Below are 19524 nucleotides of genomic sequence, written 5' to 3'. Positions count from 1 at the left end.
GTGAAACCGCATAGTTATGAAGCTTGCATAACGCCGCCGCAACGCAGTACAACAGGAAAACAATGAGCAGCGACAACACCATCCGTCTACTTCTGATCAACGACACCCCCGCTGAAGCCCAGCGCCTGGTGAGCATGCTGCACAATGCCGGCCGCCCCAACCGCGCCCAGCATGTGGCCAGCGAGGCCGCCCTGACCAAGCTTCTGCAAGAACACACCTGGGATCTGCTGATCGCTGCGGAGCAGAGCAAGCAGCTGGCGGCAGCTACCGCCATCCGCACCATCAGCAAATTACAGAAAGACGTGCCCACCGTGCTGCTGACCGAGCGCGCGGGCGCCCAGCCGGTGGTCGAGGGGCTCAAGGCCGGTGCCCGCGACGTGGTCACCGTGGACGAGGACCAGCACCTGCTGCTGGTTATCCAGCGCGAACTCACCGCGCTCGAAGAGCGCCGCCAGGCGCGCATGCACGACCGCCGCTACCACGCCACCCTCGCCCGCGCCAAGGAGCTGCTCGACAGCTCCAAGGATGCCATCGCGTACATCTCCGATGGCCTGATCGTCTACGCCAACGAATCCTTCGCCGAGCGCTTTGGATACCAAGACCGCGACGATATCGAATATCAGCCGATGATCGACATGCTCACCGAAGGTGAGCAGGAAGATGCACGCGAGTTCTTGCGCCAGTGCGCCATCAACAACAACGAGGTGGAAGCTCAGGAGTGGCAATTCACCGCCAAGACCGCCAGCGGTACGCCCCTTGGCACCAAGGCCGAGGTGCTCTCCACGGTGTACGACGACGAGCGCTGCCTGCAAATCCGTATCGCGGCCAGCAGTGGTAACACCGAGGAGCTGGAAGCCCAGCTCAGCGAAGCGAAGAATCGCGATGCGGCCACTGGCCTGTACAATCGCCAGCGTTTCGTACAGCTGCTCAATAACGCCATTCAGTCCGCCGCGGGCTCCCAGCGTACCGGCGGCCTGATGTATATCGAAATCGACCGTTTTGAAGAATCTGTGCAGCAGATCGTGGGCGTCGCCGGCGCCGATGACCTGCATCGCAAATTTGCGCAGCTACTGCAGAGCAGTGTGCGCCGCGGCGATGTGGTCGCCCGCTATGGCGAAGAGAGCTACTGCCTGTTGATGCCGGAAACCACCCCGGACAGCGCCGAGGGTCGGGCCAAAGAACTGCTGCAAAAGATCGCCGACACCATTTTCGAAGCCTCGGGCAAAACCCTGCACATTACCGCTTCCATCGGTATTTCCCTGCTCAGTGAAACTTCGGGCAATGCCGACAAGGTGCTGGAGCAGGCCTCCAAGGCCCACGACCAGGCACTCAAACGGGAAAATGGCAACAGCTTCGCCCTGTTCGAGCCCGACAGCGAACAGCACGGAGACGCCAACACCTACCACCGGGCCCGCGTTACCCAGGCACTGGAAGCGGGTAACCTCAAGTTGCTGTACCAGCCGATCCTCAGCCTGCAGGGCAGTGGGGAAAAAATCTACGAAGTGCTGGTGCGTCTGGTAGACGGCAAAGAAGAACTGGCCCCCCTCGCCTTCCTGGAAACCTTGGGAGACGCCGGCCTCTCCACCAAAATGGATCGCTGGGTCATCCTCAGTGCGATCAAGGCGGCCGCCGCGCAACGCGCCAAGGGCGAAAACGTTTCGGTGCTGCTGCACCTCACGGTCGCCTCTCTCAAAGACACCAGCCTGCCGGCCTGGCTCGGCGTCGCTTTCAAGGCCGCCAAGGTCCCTCCCAACGCGGTCACCTTCCAGCTGCGCGCGGAAGACATCAACAGCAACCTGCACGCGGCGCGCGACTTCTCCAAGCTGGTGCAGGATATGGGCTGCCGGGTTGCGATCTGCCATTTCGGTACCGGCCTGAGCCCGTTCAAGGCCCTGGAACATGTGCAGGTGGATATCGCCAAGATCGACGCGTCCTTCGTGCGCGAGGTACAGGACGAAGGCGAAGACAGCGAGGGCTTGGTCAAACTGGTGGGCCAGCTCAAGGAGATCAACACCCAGGTGATCGTCCCTCACGTGGAACAGGCGAGCATGCTGCCCACCCTGTGGCAGACGGGCACCGACTATATCCAGGGCTACTATGTACAGCCGCCGGCCGACGACATGGATTTTGACTTCAGCCTGGATTGACCGACCAGATTCTGTGCGCGGGTAAGGTGCGGCCGGAGGAATACCACCGGCCGCAACACCCGGAGCATCCCGCCTACAGACCGCATTTCGGTCTACCTTAAACAGCGATGCAACACCAGGTTTTCACCTCTCGCCGGCTATTGAGTATTCTGTGCCGCGAAGCAATCACCTCATTCACCCACTTACACGCACAACAACAATCATGGAGCCCCCTATGCTGCCCCAATTGTTTAACCCCGGTCTCGGTCGCCTGATCGGCGCTGGACTGCTGGCTTGCAGCCTCGCCACCCTGAGCGCCTGCGGCAAGAAAGAGGCTGAACCCGGTACATCGGGCACCGCCACCCCCGAAAGCGCCACCGAGTACCAGGCGGAGGACCTGCAAAAAGAAGGCGCCATGGCGGAGAAAAATGCGCCCGAATCCGGCGTCGACTACCACTCCTTTGCCAACACCGACGCCTACCGCGTCAAGCACCTGGACCTCGACCTCACCGCCGATTTCGACAACAAGGTGCTGAAAGGCGAAGCCATTCTGGATATCAAGCGGCTCAACCAGAAAAACCCGCCGCTGATTCTGGATACCCGTGACATCGACGTCACAGCCGTGCGCGCCGGCGTTGGCGACAGCCTGCAGGATGTCAAATTCAGCCTGGGCAAAAAAGACCCGCACCTGGGCACCCCGCTGAAGATCAACCTGCCCAAGGGCGCCAGCAAGGTGGCCATCCAGTACCAGACTTCCCCCGGTGCCTCCGGTGTGCAATGGCTGGAACCCCAGCAGACTGCGGGCAAAAAACACCCCTTCCTGTTCACCCAGGCCCAGGCCATTCACGCGCGCAGCTTTATCCCCCTGCAGGACACCCCACAGGTGCGCATGACCTACAAGGCCACCATCCGCACGCCGCAGGAATTGCGCGCGGTAATGAGTGCCAACAACGACCCGGAAGCAGAACTGGATGGCGTATTCGAGTTTGAAATGCCCCAGGCCATTCCGTCTTACCTGATCGCCATCGGCATCGGCAACCTGGACTTCAAGGCCATGGGCGAGCGCACCGGCGTCTACGCCGAGCCGGAACTGCTCGACGCCGCAGCCAAGGAATTCGAAGACACCGAGGATATGCTCGAAGTCACCGAACAGAACTTCGGCCCCTACCGCTGGGACCGCTACGACCTGCTGATCCTGCCCCCCAGCTTCCCGTTTGGCGGCATGGAAAACCCGCGCCTGAGCTTTATCACCCCCACGGTGATCGCCGGTGACAAGAGCCTGGTGGCGCTGATCGCCCACGAGCTGGCCCACTCCTGGTCCGGCAACCTGATCACCAACGCCAGCTGGCGCGACCTGTGGCTGAACGAAGGCTTCACCACCTACCTCACCAACCGCATCATGCAGTTTGTGTACGGTGACGAGCGCTACCAGATGGAGATGGCACTGGGCTACGACGACCTCAAGGCCGACCTGGACGACCGCGAGGACAAAGACGAGATCATGGCCATCGATTTGCGCGGCCGCGATCCGGACGAAGTCTTCTCGAACATTCCCTACGAAAAAGGCTCCCTGTTCCTGTATGAACTGGAGCAAAAGGTGGGCCGCGAGAACTTCGACAAATTCCTGATGGAGTACTTCAACCACTTCGCCTTCCAGAGCATTACCACGGAAGACTTCGTGAAATACCTGGATGACACCCTGCTGAAGCAGTACCCGGACAAACTGGATCGCGCACGCATCCAGCAGTGGATTTTTGAACCGGGCATTCCCGAAGGTGCCCCGCAGCCCACCTCCGACGCCTTCACCAAGCTCGACCCGATTCGCGAGCAATGGTTAAACGGTGAGATGAAGGCCGGTGACATCGATACCAAAGGCTGGACCTTCCACCAGTGGAAGTATTTCCTCGACGGCATGCCGGAGAAATTGAGTGCAGATCAGCTGCAGGAACTGGACAGCACTTTCGATCTCACCCAGTCGAAGAACAACGAGATCGCCTTCAGCTGGCTGATGATCGCGGTGCGCAACGACTACCAGCCGGCCAATGCACGCCTGGAAGATTTCCTGGTTAGCATCGGCCGCAACAAGTTCCTGCGTCCGCTGTACCGCAACCTGGTGGAAAACGGCAAGACCGACGAAGCCAAGCGGATTTTTGAGAAAGCCAAGCCCGGTTACCATCCGCTGACGGTGAAGGTGAACAGCAAAATCATCTACGGCGACTAGGCCCGCTGCTCCGTCCACCCTTGCGGGCAATCCAATAGGGTGTCTGTCAGCGTAGAACCCCCGGGTGCTCGCACTCGGGGGTAAATTTTTGTAAAACCCCTCAACTCTGACTTCCCGCTGCACTAGTCTGGCGCGGAAGTTGCTGCACTTGGTGCGACACTTGTCCGCGCCAGCATCAAAAACACTGTTTTGACCATCAGGTAATGCCCATCACCATGAAACTGACCCGTGCATTCGGACGAGCCTCCCGCACCCTCGCCGTGGCCTGTGCCGCGCTGCTGAGTTTTTCCTCCTCGACCGCCGTTGTCGCACAAGGCGGCCCCGGCCGCGCACCGGTACCGGTGCGCGTTGCCGCTGTCGAGCTGGAGCAGATTTCAAATCCGGTGGAGGCACTGGGCACCGCCAGGGCGTGGGAGTTTGTATCCCTGCGCGCCGGCGTCACCGAACACATCAGCCGCATCGCGTTTGAAAGCGGGCAACGGGTAAAGGCCGGTGATGTACTGGTGGAACTGAGCCACGGCGAGGAACTGGCAGAACTGGCCGGCGCCCGCGCCACCCTGCAACGCTACGAGCGGGATGCCAAGCGCCTGCGTGGGCTGGTGGGCAAGAACCTCTCGACCCGCGAACAGCTGGAAGCGGTGGAAACCCAGGTGGCGGAGACCCGTGCACTGATTGACGGCCTGCAGGCGCGTATCGATGACCGCATTATCCGCGCGCCCTTCGACGGCCAGCTGGGGTTGCGCAACATCAGTGTGGGCAGCCTGGCCACCCCTACCACCGAAATCACCACCATCCAGGAAATCGACCGCCTGAAGCTGGATTTCACCGTGCCCGAACGGCAACTGTCGGCTATTGCCGGCGGCATGAAAATCGAGGCCATGAGCCAGGCCCATCCCAACCGGGTATTCAACGGCGAGGTGATGATCGTGGAAGCGCGGGTGGACCCGCAGACCCGCGCCTTCACCGTGCGCGGCCGCCTGGACAACCCGGATGGCGACCTCAAGCCGGGCATGCTGTTGCGGGTCAATATCATCAGTAATCCGCGCCAGGCGCTGACTATTCCCGAGGCGGCACTGGTGCCACTGGCGGGCGACCAGTCTGTATTTGTGGTGAAGAAAACCGAAAGCGGGCATATGGTTCAACGCCGCGAGGTGGAAATCGGGCACCGCTATCTGGGCAAGGTCGAAGTGCTTTCGGGGCTTTCCCAAGGCGATCAGATCGTCACCCGCGGCACGCTGCATATCCGTGACGGCCAGGCCGTTACCGTCGAAGCGCAAAACGGAGCAGCCAGCCAATGATCATCAGTGATACGGCGGTCAAACGCCCGGTCTTCGCGCTGGTGCTGGCACTGCTGCTGGTGGTGTTTGGCCTGATCAGTTTCGACCGCCTGGCACTGCGCGAATACCCCGATATCGATCCGCCCATCGTATCCATCGACACCAACTACCCCGGCGCCTCCGCAGATATCGTGGAGACCCGTATCACCCGGGTGATCGAGGACCGGATTGCCGGTATCGAGGGGATCAAAACCGTCAGCTCATCCAGCACCGACGGGCGCTCGCGTATCTCCATCGAGTTCAATATCAACCGCGATGTGGACGGCGCGGCCAACGATATCCGCGATCGCGTTTCCGGCGTGATGGACAACCTGCCAGTGGAAGCGGATCCGCCGGAGATTGAGAAGGTCGACAGCAGCGACGATGTAGTGATCTGGCTCAACCTCACTTCCGACCGCATGACCGTGCCGGAGCTCACCGACTACGCCAACCGCTACCTGGTGGACCGCTTCTCGGTGCTCGATGGCGTGGCCCGGGTACGCGTGGGTGGAGCCAAGGACTTTGCCATGCGCATCTGGCTGGACCGCGGCGCCATGACCGCGCACAACGTCACCAGCGCGGATATCGAACAGGCACTGCGCGCGGAAAACCGCGAGCTACCGGCGGGCTACCTGGAATCCAGCGATCGCCAGTTCACCCTGCGCCTGCAACGCCAGTTCCAGAGTGCCGAGGACTTCGCGCGGCTGGCGGTGGCTACCGGCGATAGCGGCCATGTGGTGCGCCTGGGCGATGTGGCGCGGGTGGAACTGGGTTCCGCCGAGGACCGCTCCACCTTCCGCGGCAACGGCGAGCCCATGGTGGGCATCGGCATCACCCGCCAGTCCACCGGCAATATCGTTGCCGTGGCGGAGGCGGCCAAGGCGGAAATGGTGAAGGTCAACAAGACCCTGCCCGACGGCATGCGCCTCAGCCAGAGTTACGACGCTTCGGTGTTTGTGTCCGAGGCGATCAGTGAGGTGTACACCACCCTCGCCATCGCGGTGATCCTGGTCACCCTGGTGATCTACCTGTTCCTCGGCAACTGGCGCGCGACCCTGGTGCCGGCGGTAACGGTGCCGGTGTCCCTGATCGCCACCTCCATTCTGCTGTACGCCTTCGGCTTCAGTGTCAACCTGCTCACCCTGCTGGCGCTGGTACTGGCCATCGGCCTGGTGGTGGACGATGCCATTGTGGTACTGGAGAATATTTTCCGGCGCATGGACGAGTACGGTGAGCCGCCACTGCTGGCCGCCTACCGCGGTGCCCGCGAGGTGGGCTTTGCGGTAGTGGCCACCACCATGGTGTTGGTGGCGGTGTTCGTGCCCATTACCTTCCTCGAAGGGGATATCGGGCGGCTGTTCTCGGAATTTGCCCTGACCATGTCCGCCGCAGTGATCTTCTCCTCGATCACCGCGCTTACCCTGTCGCCGATGCTCGCCTCCAAACTTGTGCGCCCCAGCGACCACCACAACGCCGCCACCCGCTTTATGGACAAGGCGCTGTCCAGTGTTCAGCACCGCTACAGTCGCGGGCTCGACCTGCTGCTGCGCCGCCACTGGATTGCCGGCTGTGTGTTTGTGGCGGTGATGGCGTTTGCGGCGCTGGCGTTCCGCCTGATTCCTACGGAATACGCACCACGGGAAGACCGCGGCTCCTTCTTCCTGCTGGTCAACGGTCCGGAGGGTGCCAGCTACCAGTACATGCAGGAATACATGGACACCATCGAGGAACGGTTGATGCCGCTGGTGGAGAAGGGTTATGTGAACCGCCTGCTGGTGCGCTCACCGCGCTCCTTCGGCAGCTCCGCCACGTTCAACAGCGGCATGGTGATTTTCACCCTCGCCCCCTGGGGTGAACGACCTTCGGCATTCGAGCTGATGAATCAGGTGCGCGCCGCGGTGAGCGACCTGAGTGGCGTGCGCGCCTTTCCGGTCATGCGCCAGAGTTTCGGCGGTGGCCTCGGTAAACCGGTGCAGTTTGTACTCGGTGGCGGCAGCTACGCGCAGCTGACCGAGTGGCGTGACCAGCTGAACGCGGCCATCGACGCATCCAACCCGGGGCTCGTGGGAGTCGACTGGGACTACAAGGAAACCCAGCCGCAACTGCGCATCAATGTGGATTACGAGCGCGCCGCAGACCTGGGGGTACAGGTCAGCGATGTCGGCACCACCCTGCAGACCATGTTTGGCTCGCGACGCGCCACAACCTTTATCAGCAATGGCGAGGAGTACGATGTGATCCTCGAGGGCGAGCGCGATATGCAGCGCACCCCGGACAGCCTGGAAAACCTCTACGTACGCTCCACCACCACCGGCCAGCTGGTGCCCTTGCAGAGCCTGGTGGAAGTGAGCGAATACGCGGACTCGCCCCAGTTGCAGCGCTACAACCGGGTGCGCTCGATCACCCTGGACGCCAACCTGGCGGATGGACTGGTGCTGGGTGAGGCCCTGCAGTACCTGAACCAGCTGGTGGATGACACGATCGAGGGCTCGCCGGTGATCGACTACAAGGGCCAGTCAAAAAGCTTCGAGGATTCGGGCAATACCATCCTGTTCGCGATTCTGCTGGGCGCGCTGGTGGTGTTCCTGGTGCTCGCCGCCCAGTTCGAGAGCTTCATCCACCCGCTGGTAATCATGTTCACCGTGCCCCTGGCCATGGCCGGCGCCCTGCTCGGCCTGCTGCTTACCAACCAGTCGCTGAATATCTACAGCCAGGTGGGGCTGATCATGCTGGTGGGGCTGGCGGCGAAGAACGGTATTCTGATCGTGGAGTTTGCAAACCAATTGCGAGACCGCGGCGTAGAATTTGGACAAGCCCTGCGGCAGGCGGCAGAAACTCGCCTGCGGCCGATCCTGATGACCGGTATTACCACCGCCGCCGGCTCGCTGCCGCTGCTGCTTTCGTCCGGCGCCGGCTCGGAAACCCGCGCGGTGATCGGCACTGTGGTGTTGTTCGGGGTACTGGCCGCGACGCTGTTCACCGTGTACATCGTGCCGGTGGCCTACGACATACTCGCCCGACGCACCGGATCCCCGGGGCAGGTGGCGCGGGAAGTGGCGGAACTCGACGCGGAGCACCCGATCACAAAACCCGATTGATTGGCGGCAGATGTTGCGCCGGGCTAGGCATACCGGCGCAATTCTCATAATCTTCACGCCTAGAGCGCAACTTTTTCCCGGTTCGCCTCGTCTAATGGGCAGCAACCGGGAAACCACAACCGAATCGCAGACAGGGAACCCTCATGGGCAAGCGACTAATCGCCGTCACCGCACTGATCACACTGGCTATGGTTATCTCCGCCTGTGGGCGACAGACTGCCTGTTACCAGGACGGCAACAAGCGCAAACCGTCAATACCGTTCGCCAGCGTAAACGCAGAGCTGCCGCCGCTGGTCAGCCTTGTCAGCCTTTACTGAGTAGCGTCGTCCAGCAGCGCCTCGATCTGGCGATCATTGAGACCAAACAGGTACAGGGCCGCATCCAGCTCGAAACCATCAATCGCCTGCGGCGCTTCCGCGCGCACCTTGGGCTTGGCGTGGAAGGCAATACCCAGCGCCCCCAACGCCAGCATCGGCAGGTCATTGGCACCATCGCCCACCGCAACCACCTGCTCCAGGGAAAGATGCATTTCCTCGGCAATTTCCTGTAACAAATGCGCCTTGCGCGCGCCATCCACAATCGGATCAATCACCCCGCCGGTCAGTGCGCCGCCATCAAATTCCAGCTGGTTCGCGTGAATCACATCCACCGCCAGGTGGTTGTCCTTCAGGTAATTGGCGAAATAGGTAAAGCCGCCGGAAAGAATCGCGGTTTTGCAGCCCAGTCCGCGCAGGGCACGCAACAGGCGCGGGGCCCCGGGCATGATCGGCAGCCGTGGGGCGATATCCGCGAGGCTGGCCTCGGTAAACCCTTTTAACAACCCCATTCGCCTGCGGAAGCTCTGCTGGAAGTCCAGTTCACCACGCATGGCAGACAGGGTGATCTCCGCCACCTGGTCGCCAACGCCGGCGATCTTGGCCAGTTCGTCGATCACTTCCGCCTGGATCAGCGTGGAGTCCATATCGAAACAGGCGAGCTGCGGCGTGCGCTGGGTGGCCCCCGGCTGCAGGATCAACTCCATGTCCAGTCCATCCGCCAACGCCAGCAGCGCCCGGCGCGCGTCATCGAAAGCCAGTTCGCTGTCGAGCTGCAAGCGGATCGCACAGCAAGCGGCACGGCACGCCAGAATATCCACCCCCACCACGCGCCACTGCTGCCCATCGAGAAACGCCTGCAATGCCTGCAGTGATGGTTCACGCACCTGCCCGGTGAGCAGCGTCAGGCACCAGGGCGCGCTCACCGCGGCGGGGCATTCGGGCATCGACTCGCGTAGCGGTTGCGCGAAGACCCGCTGGCAAAGGGCGGCGAGAGAGGCGTAGTTAGCTGCGTCCATGACTGACTCTTGATGGTTGGCGGGCGCTGCCCCCAAGGGCAACGCACAGGAAAAAGGCTGCGCATTATAGCGCGGCGCGTTTTTTCGCTGAAGAAGTGGGATAAAATCAGCCGCTGTACTGCCAGCGAAAACATAACAAGATGAAAAACCTCCTCGCCAGCCTGTCCGAATTCAGCCACAGCCTGCCCCAGCGACTTGCCGGACTCTCCCGTAAACAGCGGCGTCAGCTGCTGGCGGCCACCATCTGGCTGACCCTCGCCGGCTTTTGCCTCGCCACCCTCGGCCACGCGTTCGGCCAGCAGCAGTCCGCGGCCATCGCCCGGGACCGGGCCAGTGCCACCGCGGCAGCCAAATTGCTGGCCAGCCAGAGCCTGCAGCAGATCGTCGCCGGGGACCGTATCAGCCTGCAGATACTCGCCCAGCAGGCGCTGACACTGCCATCGGTGCATGGGGTGACCATCCAGGACGTCGATTCCAGTCCGCTGGCCCAGACCGGAGAGCGCGGCCGCGGTGAAATGATTACCGAGCCGGTGGTACTGCACGATAGTCTGGCGGGCAGTGTGGCACTGAACATCCAGCCGGGCGCGTCAGTAACTTACCCCTGGGGGAGCCTGTTGCTGTGCCTGATCTTTGCGCTGCCGTTCAGTGCCGCCTGTGCCCTGGCGGCCGATCGGCTGAGCACACAACCACAACGCAAGCCACTGATCGTACCCAAGGCAAAACCCAAGCCGCCGCCGGAAGTGACCGCGGGCCTGTACCTGCGCCCGCTAAACTGGGCGCAGCTGGGCAACCAGCTGTCGCGCAGCGCCTTGGACAGCCTGCAGGAAACGCTGGACCAGCGCCTGCAGCTGCTCACCCGCATTTACGATGCGCGCCCACTGCCGAGCGCCGGCCCCGCGGTCGGGCTGGGCTTTGCCGGCGACGACGCCGCCTTTCGCGCGGTCTGTGCCGGCCTGCTGCTGCGCGGCCTGCAACAGTCGAGCCGCGCCACCGGGCTGCAGCTGGCGCTGGCGGTGATGCCGACCCGGCCGCAGCAATTCGACTTCGCGGGCGAGCAGCTGCTGAGCCAGTCCCGCGGCCTGGCACTGCATCCGCAGCTGCAGGACGACGATTCCCTGGCCGACCGGATCCAGTGCCACACCACCAGTGCGGGCGCCGAGGTCACCGGCCTGAACCCCAAGCTCCAGCAGCTTCTGGACAATCAGCTGCAGCAACTGGTGGCCGCCGGATAACGATTCACTTATAACCCGACCGGTTTTCATTGCATTTCGGTCGTTGCAATCCCCTAATAATCTTCGTGATTCGATCTCCGCGACCCTTAAATAGCCTCCACTTGGGTTTCGATTTGCCGCCAGTAACGTTTCTCTGACGAGCAGATCGAAAATAAAAAGGTTCACCCGCCCTCGCGGCGTGGAGGTTTTCATGAAGCGTTCTTTTGCAGGACTGGCTGGCGGCATTGGCGCCGCTGCGCTGCTGGCAATGTCCGGCTGCACCAGCATGGAGAACATGACCGACACCACAACGGCCATCAACCGCACCAATCAGGGCCCCGGCTACTACTCGGTGCAGAGTCGCTATTACCACTGCCACCAGAACGGACGCTGCCACAACGTTCGCCATCCCAACTACTACATGAACGGCGGTGAATACCGTCGGAACATGCCGCAAAACCGCGTCAACCAACCTCGCTGAACCTTCCCAGTACGCGTTAAGTCACGAAAACAGCTCACCGGTACTTACTGCGCTTGCGCGCGGTGACTGCCCGCTGCTTGTCCCCCGGAGGTCTCCTATGAAGAGCATTGTCAAAAAAGGCCTGTTGGCCGTCACCGTATTCGGCACCCTGACACTGGGCGCCTGTGTTTCCGATGGTTATTACAGCTCCAGCAGTGTCGGGTACTCCAGTTACCCCTACTCGCGACCCTATGTGTACCCGTCCAGTAGTGTGTCGTTTTACTACTCGTCGCCGCGCTACTATCGCTATGGTCATCGCTACGGCCATCCCCGTTACTATCGCGGCGGCTACCATCGCTACCACGGTCGCCACTACTACAACCGCCACGGCTACCGTAAGCACTATCACCACAACCGTCCCGGCTACCGCCCGAACCGTCCCGGTCGCCCGACACATCTGCCCAGCCATCGTCCGGGCGGTGGGCACCACCACCACGGTGGCAGACACCATCGCCGCTAGGCCCAGGCCAATGATCGGGGTATGAGGCCAACTCATACCTTGGTCATACAGACCCGCGACTCCCGCCGCTGCTAGGATTTATCCAAAGAATAAGCATCTGCGGGAGTTTGTCGTGCAGCAGAATCAATCGCACTCCGTCCTGATCACTGGTTCTACCAGCGGCATAGGTCTTGCCATCGCCCACTGCTTTGCCAGGGCCGGGCACCACGTCATGCTGCACGGTCTTGCAGATAACGAAACCGCTGACGCACTGCGCGCAGCATTCGCCGGCTACCCCGGCAACCAGGGTTTCAGCTCCGCGGACATCGCCAGCGAAGCGGGGTGCGCGCAACTGGTGGCGGACACTCGCGAAGCCATTGGCAACCCGTCGATCCTGATCAATAACGCCGGTATTCAACACACCGCCGCGGCCCATGAATTCCCCAGTGACAAATGGCACCAGATTCTGTCGATCAACCTGAGCGCCAGTTTTTTTCTGTGCCGAGAGCTGTTGCCCGCCATGCGCGCGGCGCGCTGGGGACGCATCATCAATGTTGCCTCGGTGCACGGACTGGTCGCCTCGGAAAACAAATCCGCCTACTGCGCGGCCAAGCACGGGCTGGTGGGATTGACCAAGGTGCTCGCCCTGGAAAATGCCGACCACAACATCACCGCGAATGCGATCTGTCCGGGATGGGTGGAAACACCGCTCATCCAGCCACAAATTGAACATATCGCCCGCGAGCAGCAGATCGACCTGGAGACGGCACGCGCAGAGCTGGTGGGCGCAAAACAGCCGATGGCACGCGCCACCAGCCCCGACGCGATCGGTGAACTGGCGCTGTACCTGTGCGGCGATTTCGCCGGCACCATTACCGGTGCGGCCTTGCCGGTGGACGGCGGATGGAGCGCACAGTAGTATCGGTGGCACCCGATTCATTCATTCTCCAGGGTGCTGCCGTGAATTATCAACTGCTGATTGCCGACGACCACCCGCTGTATCGCGACGCGTTGGCGACCACCCTCACCCCACACTTCCCCAAGGCCGAGCTGCTACAGAGCGAGGACCTGGACTCCACACTCGCGCGGCTGGCGCAGTCCGAAATCGACCTGCTGTTGCTCGATCTCAACATGCCCGGCAGTGAGGGATTCAGCGGACTGGCACGGATTCGTAATGACTTCCCTGCGGTGCCGGTGGTGGTGGTTTCCGGTAGTGACCGCCACGGGGTCATCCAGCAGGCAGCCGGTCTCGGTGCCAGTGGCTTCCTGTCCAAAACCGCACGGCCAGATGAAATACTGCAATGTATCGAATGCGTGCTGGCGGGAGATCAGTGGTTTAGCGAAGAAGCGCTGCAGGCGGAAAGTGAAAGTGCGCTGGCAGAGAAGCTGGGCCAGCTCACTCCGCAGCAATTGAAAATTTTCCAGATGATTGCCCAGGGCATGCTGAACAAGCAGATCGCCTACGACCTGGACATTACCGAGCCCACGGTGAAAAGCCACGTGACGGCGATTTTACGCAAGCTCGAACTGCGCGATCGCAAGCAGTTGATCCGCGAGGCCCAGGCGCTGATTCAGATCTGAGCGCGGTTGCCAGCCGTGAACCGAACGGCGGCATTTTCAGTCAGATAAAGTGCTGCACCTTGTTTTTATAGCTGCGGCTCATTTTCAGGCGCTCGCCATTGTTCAGCACCAGGTGATACTCGCCATTGATGTGCGCACAGATCTCCCGCACGCGCTTGAGATTAACGATGGTTGAACGGTGAATACGCTGGAAGACTTTCGGGTCCAGCTGCTGCTCCAGCTCCTTCATGGTGATACGCATCACATGGGTCTCGCCGTTGGCGTGCACACACATGTAATCACCAGCGGCGTCGATCCAGTCAATCTCACGGGCGGGCACCAGGGTAATCTTGCCCGAATCCTTGATCGCAATTTTTTCCGGGTAACGGCTACTGCCCAGCTCACCCGCGGCCAGCCTCTCCTCCAGGCTCTCCGGGGATTCCTGGGTGAGGTCGGCCACGGCTTCCAGCAGCTGTTCGCGCTGCGCCGCAAGATTTTCACTGCCGAGCTTCTCACGCGCGCGCTGCAAGGCGCGGCTGAGGCGATCTTCCTCGATGGGTTTCAACACATAGTCCACTGCGTTGACCTCAAAGGCCTCCACCGCGTACTGGTCATAGGCGGTGACAAATACAATCTGCGGGAGGGCCTCTTCAGGCAGCAGTTGCACCAGCTCGAGACCGGTCACGCCGGGCATCTGGATATCCAGAAACGCCACATCCGGCTTGAGACTGACGATCTGCTCCTTCGCCTCACGGCCATTACCGCACTCCGCCACCACCTCGACACCGCCCAGGTTTTCTAGACGCAAGCGCAAGCCGCGCCGGGCCAGAGGTTCATCGTCTACGATAATGACTTTCAAACTGTCGCTACTCACCGCTTGTCTCTCCACCTGTAAAAACCGTTTCCCTACGTTTCCCTGCAACACCGCCTGTTTCAGCCGGACCTTTTAACCCGGCGAGCGGAGGCAAGGGTCAATCCCGCTCAAACGGGATACGCAAATGTACCGCAAGCCCACCTTCAGGACGATTGCAGAAGCGGGTTTTCTGCTCCGCGCCGTACAGCGCCTGCAACCGCTCGCAGGTATTGCGGATGCCTACCCCATTACCTTTACCCAAATGCACCAGCTCTGCCTCCGGCATACCGGGACCATTGTCACTCACCTCCAGCAACAACTCGCCGGCAAAGACCCGCGCCTTGATCCGGATTTCCCCGCCCCACTCCCGCTGTGAGATGCCGTATTTGATCGCGTTCTCCACAAGGGGCTGCAGCAACAGGCTCGGGACCAGCGCCTGCTCGGCCTCCCCCTCCAGATCCACCCGCACCTGCAAGCGGTCGGCAAAGCGGACCTTTTCAATGTCCAGGTACAGCATCAGCGCCTCGACTTCCTTCGCCAGGGTCACCTTTTGCATGGGATCGTTGTCCAGCGAGTGACGCAGGAACTGGGAGAGGCGCGTCACCATGCTGTTTGCGGTTTTGCCATCCTGGTCAAGGATCAGCGTGGAAATCGCGTTCAGGGTATTGAACAGAAAATGCGGGTTCAGCTGGTAGCGCAACATCTTGAGCTGCGACTGGTGCGCGATGGACTCCGCGCGCAGCGCCTTCTCCTGCTGCAGCAGTGAGGCCTGGTAATACTTGATGCCGTAATACAGCGCCGTCCATGTCATGTAGATCAGGAACGAATAGGAGAACCAGTAGATGGCCATCACCATCGGGTGTTCGTCGCTCTCCTTGCCATACAGCCACAGGGAGCCACCAAACTTGATGGCCGCCCACAGCGCCGCCCCCAGAATGATCACGCCGAGGGTGCCCGCCAGGCGCTGTGCCGGTGCCTTGTTCCAGAGCCGCTGGAAGCCGCGGCGCATGCCTTCGGATATGGCAATACCGGACGCGGTGGCCACGGCAATGTAGCCACTGTATAGCCAGTGATTGCCGACCCAGAAGAAGCCCCCGATAAACGTCAGCAGGGTATAACCCGCCCAGCCGCTCCACTGCAGCGCCCAGTACTGGTTGCGCTCAGAGGTCAGCCATTCGGAAAGCCAGTTGAAAACGGAAGTGCCCATAATGCTCCAAACATGCGCAGAAAGTGCGCCAATCTGGGAAAATAGCCTAAATCACCAGGGGCGTGGGCGAAATACCACCAAACGCAGCAATCTGACAGACTGCCGCAGATTGCGGCCAAACCGGACGCATTGAGGGGAACAGCGGGATGAATTACTGGTTATTCAAGTCGGAGCCGGACGAATACAGCCTTTCTGACCTGCAAGGGGAGCCCGGCGGGATCGGGCGCTGGGATGGTATCCGCAACTATCAGGCGCGCAACTTTCTGAGGGATCAGGTCGAAGAGGGCGACGGTGTGCTCTTTTACCACAGTGCCTGCAAGGTGCCCGCGGTGGTCGGCACCGCCCGCGTGGCGCGCGCCGCTTACCCGGATCCGGCCCAGTTCGACCCGGAAAGCAAATACTGCGACCCCAAGGCCAGTACAGACAAGCCGCGCTGGTATTGCGTGGACATCCAGTGGCAGAGCGCATTTGCCCACCCGGTGTCCCTGAAAGCCATCAAGCAGAACCCGGCGCTGGCGGAGATGGTGCTGGTCAAGCAGGGGCGGCTGTCGATCCAGCCGGTGACGTCGGCGGAGTGGAGACTGATCGAAAAGCTGGGAGCAGGCTCTGACTGACAAAGGTGGATGCGCTTCGCTTATCCACCCTACACGAACACCTTGGAAACCGTAGGGTGGATAAGCCGCAGGCGCATCCACCGATTTCCACATGATTTAGATAAATTCCGCAATCTCGTCCAGGGGCTTTTTGCTGATCGCCGGTACCTGTGCGCCCTCGGCGGGCAGCCCCGCGACCACGACCATATAGGGGCGCTCGTTCACCGGACGCCCGAGAATCTCGTTAAGGAATTTCATCGGGCTGGGGGTATGAGTCAGCGTGGCAAGGCCCGCATTGTGCAGTGCCGCCAGCAGCATGCCGGTGGCAATGCCCACCGATTCGGAGGTGTAGTAGTTTTTGCGCTGCTCTCCCGCGCCGCCCTCGGAAAATTTCTTCAGGAAGATGACAATGAGATAGGGCGCCGTTTCCAGAAAGGGCTTGTGCGCATCTGTACCCAGGGGCGCGAGGGCATCCAGCCACTCCTCGGACGCGCGGCGCTCATAGAACTCCCGCTCCTCGGCCTCGGCCGCCTGGCGAATCTCGCGCTTTACACTGGCCGACGCCACCACACAAAAGTGCCAGGGCTGCATATTCGCGCCACTGGGGGCACTGCCGGCGGTGCGCAATGCCTGCTCGATGACTTCCCGCGGCACCGGGGCATCGGAAAATTCCCGCACCGAGCGACGCCGTTGCATCAACTGGTAAAACGCGCGCGCACGCTCGATTTTCGCGGCATCGTCCAGCGGCTCAAATTCCAGGGGCAGAAACTGTTCTGAGTTGGCCATATCACACTACGCCTTTAGTACGCGCGATGAACAGGCTGAGCAACGACAGCAGCGTGAGCACGGCGAGAATAATGCCCAGCAACAGGAAAGGGCGGAATGGTTTGCGCTCCACATCGTTGTGGCCACGGGTCAGGTAGCGATCCACGCGGGCCTGATCTTCGTCAGAGAGCTGTTTCGGTGGGATGACGGATTCGGTTTCAGGATCTGATTGCGACATGGTAACCGGGGTCTTTTTTATTGTGATACCCCGAGTTTAGGAGATTCGCCGCAACGAAAAAAGCCCCGCGCGTGCGGGGCCCTGTGACGACAAGGATTCCCTGTTGCCGACTGATTACCGGCTACATGACCATTGGGGCGATCAGAACAGCGCTTCCTCAAGGTCCATCAACGTCTCGCTGCCGGCCTGCACGCTCTCGGCCAACGCCTTGGTCTGCGGCAACAGGCGGGCGAAATAGAAGCGCGCAGTCTTGAGCTGGCCACGGTAGAAGTCGTCCGCCTGCCCCGCGGCAACCGCGGCAACCTTGGCCCACATATAGGCATAGGCTACATAGCCAAACAGGTGCAGGTACTCCACCGACGCGGCACCGGGGGCATTCGGGTCGGTTTTCGCCGCTTCAAGCACTGTCGCGGTCACATCCTTGAGGCGCTGCAATTCGGTCGCCAGCGGCGCAATGAACTCGGCCACTGCCTCGTTTTCCGCGTTGGCATCGATAAACGCCTGTACATCGGCCGCAAACAGCTCAAAGTAGGCGCCGCCGTTGGCCACGGTCTTGCGGCCGATCAGGTCCAGCGCCTGAATGCCGTTGGTGCCCTCGTAAATCTGGGTGATACGTACATCGCGAACCAGCTGCTCCTGCCCCCACTCGCGGATATAGCCGTGACCGCCAAACACCTGCTGGCCGAGCACGGTGCACTCGAGGCCCTTGTCGGTGAAGAATGCCTTGGCCACCGGGGTCAGCAGCGCCACCATGGCTTCCGCGTGTTGCTTTTCCTCGCCCTCGGCAAACTTGGCCAGGTCGAGCCAACGGGCCACATAGGTGGACAGGGCGCGGGCACCGCCGATGTAGGCCTTCTGGGTCAGCAGCATGCGGCGCACGTCCGGGTGCACGATGATCGGGTCGGCGGTTTTCTCTGGCTGCTTGGCACCCTCCGGTGAACGGCTCTGCACGCGGTCGCGGGCGTATTCAATGGCGCTCTGGTAGGAGCGCTCGGAAGCCCCAAGCCCCTGGATGCCCACACCCAGACGCTCGTAGTTCATCATGGTGAACATGGCGGCGAGGCCCTTGTTCACCTCACCCACCAGCCAACCCTTGGCGCCGTCGTAGTTCATGGCGCAGGTGGCGGAGGCCTTGATACCCATCTTGTGCTCGATGGAACCGCAGTGCACGGCGTTGCGCTCACCTAGGCTGCCGTCCTCATTGACCAGAATCTTCGGCACCAGGAACAGGGAAATACCCTTGGGGCCCTTGGGCGCATCGGGCAGCTTGGCCAGCACCAGGTGAATGATGTTTTCCGACAGGTCGTGCTCGCCGCCGGTGATAAAGATCTTGCTGCCGGTAATACGGTAGCTGCCGTCATCCTGGGGTTCCGCCTTGGTGCGGATAATCCCGAGGTCGGTGCCCGCGTGGGGCTCGGTCAGGTCCATGGCCCCGGCCCAGGTGCCGGCGTACATGTTGGGCAGGTACTTCTGTTTCAGCTCGTCACTGCCGTGGGCGTCGAGTGCCAGGCAGGCGCCGTTGGTCAACACCGGGTAAAGGGCAAAGGAGATATTCGCTGAGCACAGCATTTCTTCGACCTGTGCGCCGAGCATCTTGGGCATGCCCATGCCGCCGAATTCCGGATTGCCCACCAGCGCACCCCAGCCGCCTTCGCAATAGGTGGCGTAAGCCTCCGGGAAGCCTTTCGGTGTGGTCACCACACCATCGTTCCAGTGGCAGCCTTCCTCATCGCCACTGCGGTTGATGGGATCCAGGGTGTTGGCGGCCAGTTTGCCCATCTCTTCCAGGATGGCATCGGCGGTTTCGCGGTCGGCGGTTTCCGCCAGCGCCGGCAGGCGCGCCCACAGTTTGTCCGCCTCGAATACCTCGTGCAGCAGGAAGTTCATCTCGCGCAGTGGTGCCTTGTAGTCGGCCATGGTCTCGCCTCGCTGAATTGGTTGTGGTTCTGACTTTTGTTTCTGACTAATAGTTTTGACTGTGTCAGTGAGTGACTGACGGGACGATCAAGCAATTAACTCAATCGTTTGTTTCAAACACATGTTT

The 19524-nt window shown here is 61.3% G+C and carries 17 protein-coding genes; 11 read left to right on the top strand and 6 right to left on the bottom strand.

Going from position 1 to position 19524, the window contains the following annotated elements:
* The first annotated feature begins 62 nt into the window (after window positions 1-62).
* From JF535_RS03620 to JF535_RS03600, 5 genes are all read left to right on the top strand, one after another.
* The gene (locus JF535_RS03620; RefSeq protein ID WP_206999198.1) at window positions 63-2147 is read left to right on the top strand and encodes an EAL domain-containing response regulator; all 2085 of its coding nucleotides are present in this window, start codon (window positions 63-65) and stop codon (window positions 2145-2147) included.
* 214 nt (window positions 2148-2361) lie between these two features.
* Window positions 2362-4347: a M1 family metallopeptidase gene (locus tag JF535_RS03615; RefSeq protein ID WP_206999196.1), complete on the top strand. Its 1986-nt coding sequence runs from the start codon at window positions 2362-2364 to the stop codon at window positions 4345-4347.
* A 215-nt stretch (window positions 4348-4562) separates the two neighbouring features.
* Complete coding sequence (locus tag JF535_RS03610) at window positions 4563-5645, top strand: efflux RND transporter periplasmic adaptor subunit (RefSeq protein WP_206999194.1); 1083 nt, start codon at window positions 4563-4565, stop codon at window positions 5643-5645.
* Window positions 5642-8761 (top strand): efflux RND transporter permease subunit, encoded by a 3120-nt coding sequence (locus JF535_RS03605; protein WP_206999192.1) that lies wholly within the window; start codon window positions 5642-5644, stop codon window positions 8759-8761. Before JF535_RS03610 ends, JF535_RS03605 begins: the two co-directional genes overlap by 4 nt.
* 143 nt (window positions 8762-8904) lie before the next feature.
* Window positions 8905-9078 carry a hypothetical protein gene (locus JF535_RS03600; protein WP_206999189.1) on the top strand — a complete coding sequence of 58 codons (174 nt, stop codon included), beginning with the start codon at window positions 8905-8907 and terminating at the stop codon, window positions 9076-9078.
* Here JF535_RS03600 and serB read toward each other — a convergent pair.
* Window positions 9072-10094, bottom strand: coding sequence for a phosphoserine phosphatase SerB (gene serB / locus JF535_RS03595; protein ID WP_206999186.1), 1023 nt, complete (start codon window positions 10092-10094; stop codon window positions 9072-9074). The two genes, JF535_RS03600 and serB, sit on opposite strands and share 7 nt — an antisense overlap.
* A 140-nt stretch (window positions 10095-10234) precedes the next feature.
* Here serB and JF535_RS03590 point away from each other — a divergent pair, with 140 nt between their 5' ends.
* The 5 genes from JF535_RS03590 (at window position 10235) to JF535_RS03570 (ending at window position 13845) form a co-directional block, all read left to right on the top strand.
* Window positions 10235-11326 (top strand): hypothetical protein, encoded by a 1092-nt coding sequence (locus tag JF535_RS03590; protein WP_206999184.1) that lies wholly within the window; start codon window positions 10235-10237, stop codon window positions 11324-11326.
* 190 nt (window positions 11327-11516) lie between these two features.
* Window positions 11517-11786, top strand: a complete 270-nt coding sequence (locus JF535_RS03585) for a hypothetical protein (protein WP_206999182.1) — start codon at window positions 11517-11519, stop codon at window positions 11784-11786.
* A gap of 97 nt (window positions 11787-11883) precedes the next feature.
* Entirely contained in the window at window positions 11884-12285 is a 402-nt protein-coding gene (locus tag JF535_RS03580) for a hypothetical protein (RefSeq protein WP_206999180.1), read from the top strand.
* A 112-nt stretch (window positions 12286-12397) separates the two neighbouring features.
* Window positions 12398-13183: a 3-hydroxybutyrate dehydrogenase gene (locus JF535_RS03575; protein ID WP_340674112.1), complete on the top strand. Its 786-nt coding sequence runs from the start codon at window positions 12398-12400 to the stop codon at window positions 13181-13183.
* A 41-nt stretch (window positions 13184-13224) separates the two neighbouring features.
* Window positions 13225-13845 carry a response regulator gene (locus tag JF535_RS03570; protein ID WP_206999179.1) on the top strand — a complete coding sequence of 207 codons (621 nt, stop codon included), beginning with the start codon at window positions 13225-13227 and terminating at the stop codon, window positions 13843-13845.
* 40 nt (window positions 13846-13885) lie between these two features.
* On the opposite strand, the gene JF535_RS03565 is transcribed toward JF535_RS03570, so the two are convergent.
* A complete protein-coding gene (locus JF535_RS03565) occupies window positions 13886-14698 on the bottom strand; it encodes a response regulator (protein ID WP_206999177.1) in 813 nt (270 codons plus the stop codon).
* A 97-nt stretch (window positions 14699-14795) separates the two neighbouring features.
* Complete coding sequence (locus JF535_RS03560; RefSeq protein ID WP_206999174.1) at window positions 14796-15884, bottom strand: sensor histidine kinase; 1089 nt, start codon at window positions 15882-15884, stop codon at window positions 14796-14798.
* Between the two features lie 146 nt (window positions 15885-16030).
* Here JF535_RS03560 and JF535_RS03555 point away from each other — a divergent pair, with 146 nt between their 5' ends.
* Complete coding sequence (locus JF535_RS03555; RefSeq protein WP_206999172.1) at window positions 16031-16498, top strand: EVE domain-containing protein; 468 nt, start codon at window positions 16031-16033, stop codon at window positions 16496-16498.
* Between the two features lie 96 nt (window positions 16499-16594).
* Here the strand turns inward: JF535_RS03555 and JF535_RS03550 are convergent, their stop codons facing one another.
* The 3 genes from JF535_RS03550 to JF535_RS03540 all read right to left on the bottom strand — a co-directional run bounded on the left by JF535_RS03550 (window position 16595) and on the right by JF535_RS03540 (window position 19397).
* Entirely contained in the window at window positions 16595-17263 is a 669-nt protein-coding gene (locus JF535_RS03550; RefSeq protein ID WP_206999164.1) for a nitroreductase family protein, read from the bottom strand.
* A 1-nt stretch (window position 17264) separates the two neighbouring features.
* Entirely contained in the window at window positions 17265-17480 is a 216-nt protein-coding gene (locus tag JF535_RS03545) for a DUF3094 family protein (protein ID WP_206999162.1), read from the bottom strand.
* A 141-nt stretch (window positions 17481-17621) separates the two neighbouring features.
* Window positions 17622-19397 (bottom strand): acyl-CoA dehydrogenase C-terminal domain-containing protein, encoded by a 1776-nt coding sequence (locus tag JF535_RS03540; protein WP_206999161.1) that lies wholly within the window; start codon window positions 19395-19397, stop codon window positions 17622-17624.
* Window positions 19398-19524: the final 127 nt, after the last annotated feature.

Source organism: Microbulbifer salipaludis (assembly GCF_017303155.1).
Lineage (GTDB): Bacteria > Pseudomonadota > Gammaproteobacteria > Pseudomonadales > Cellvibrionaceae > Microbulbifer > Microbulbifer salipaludis.
This window is presented reverse-complemented; position numbering and strand designations above follow the sequence as displayed.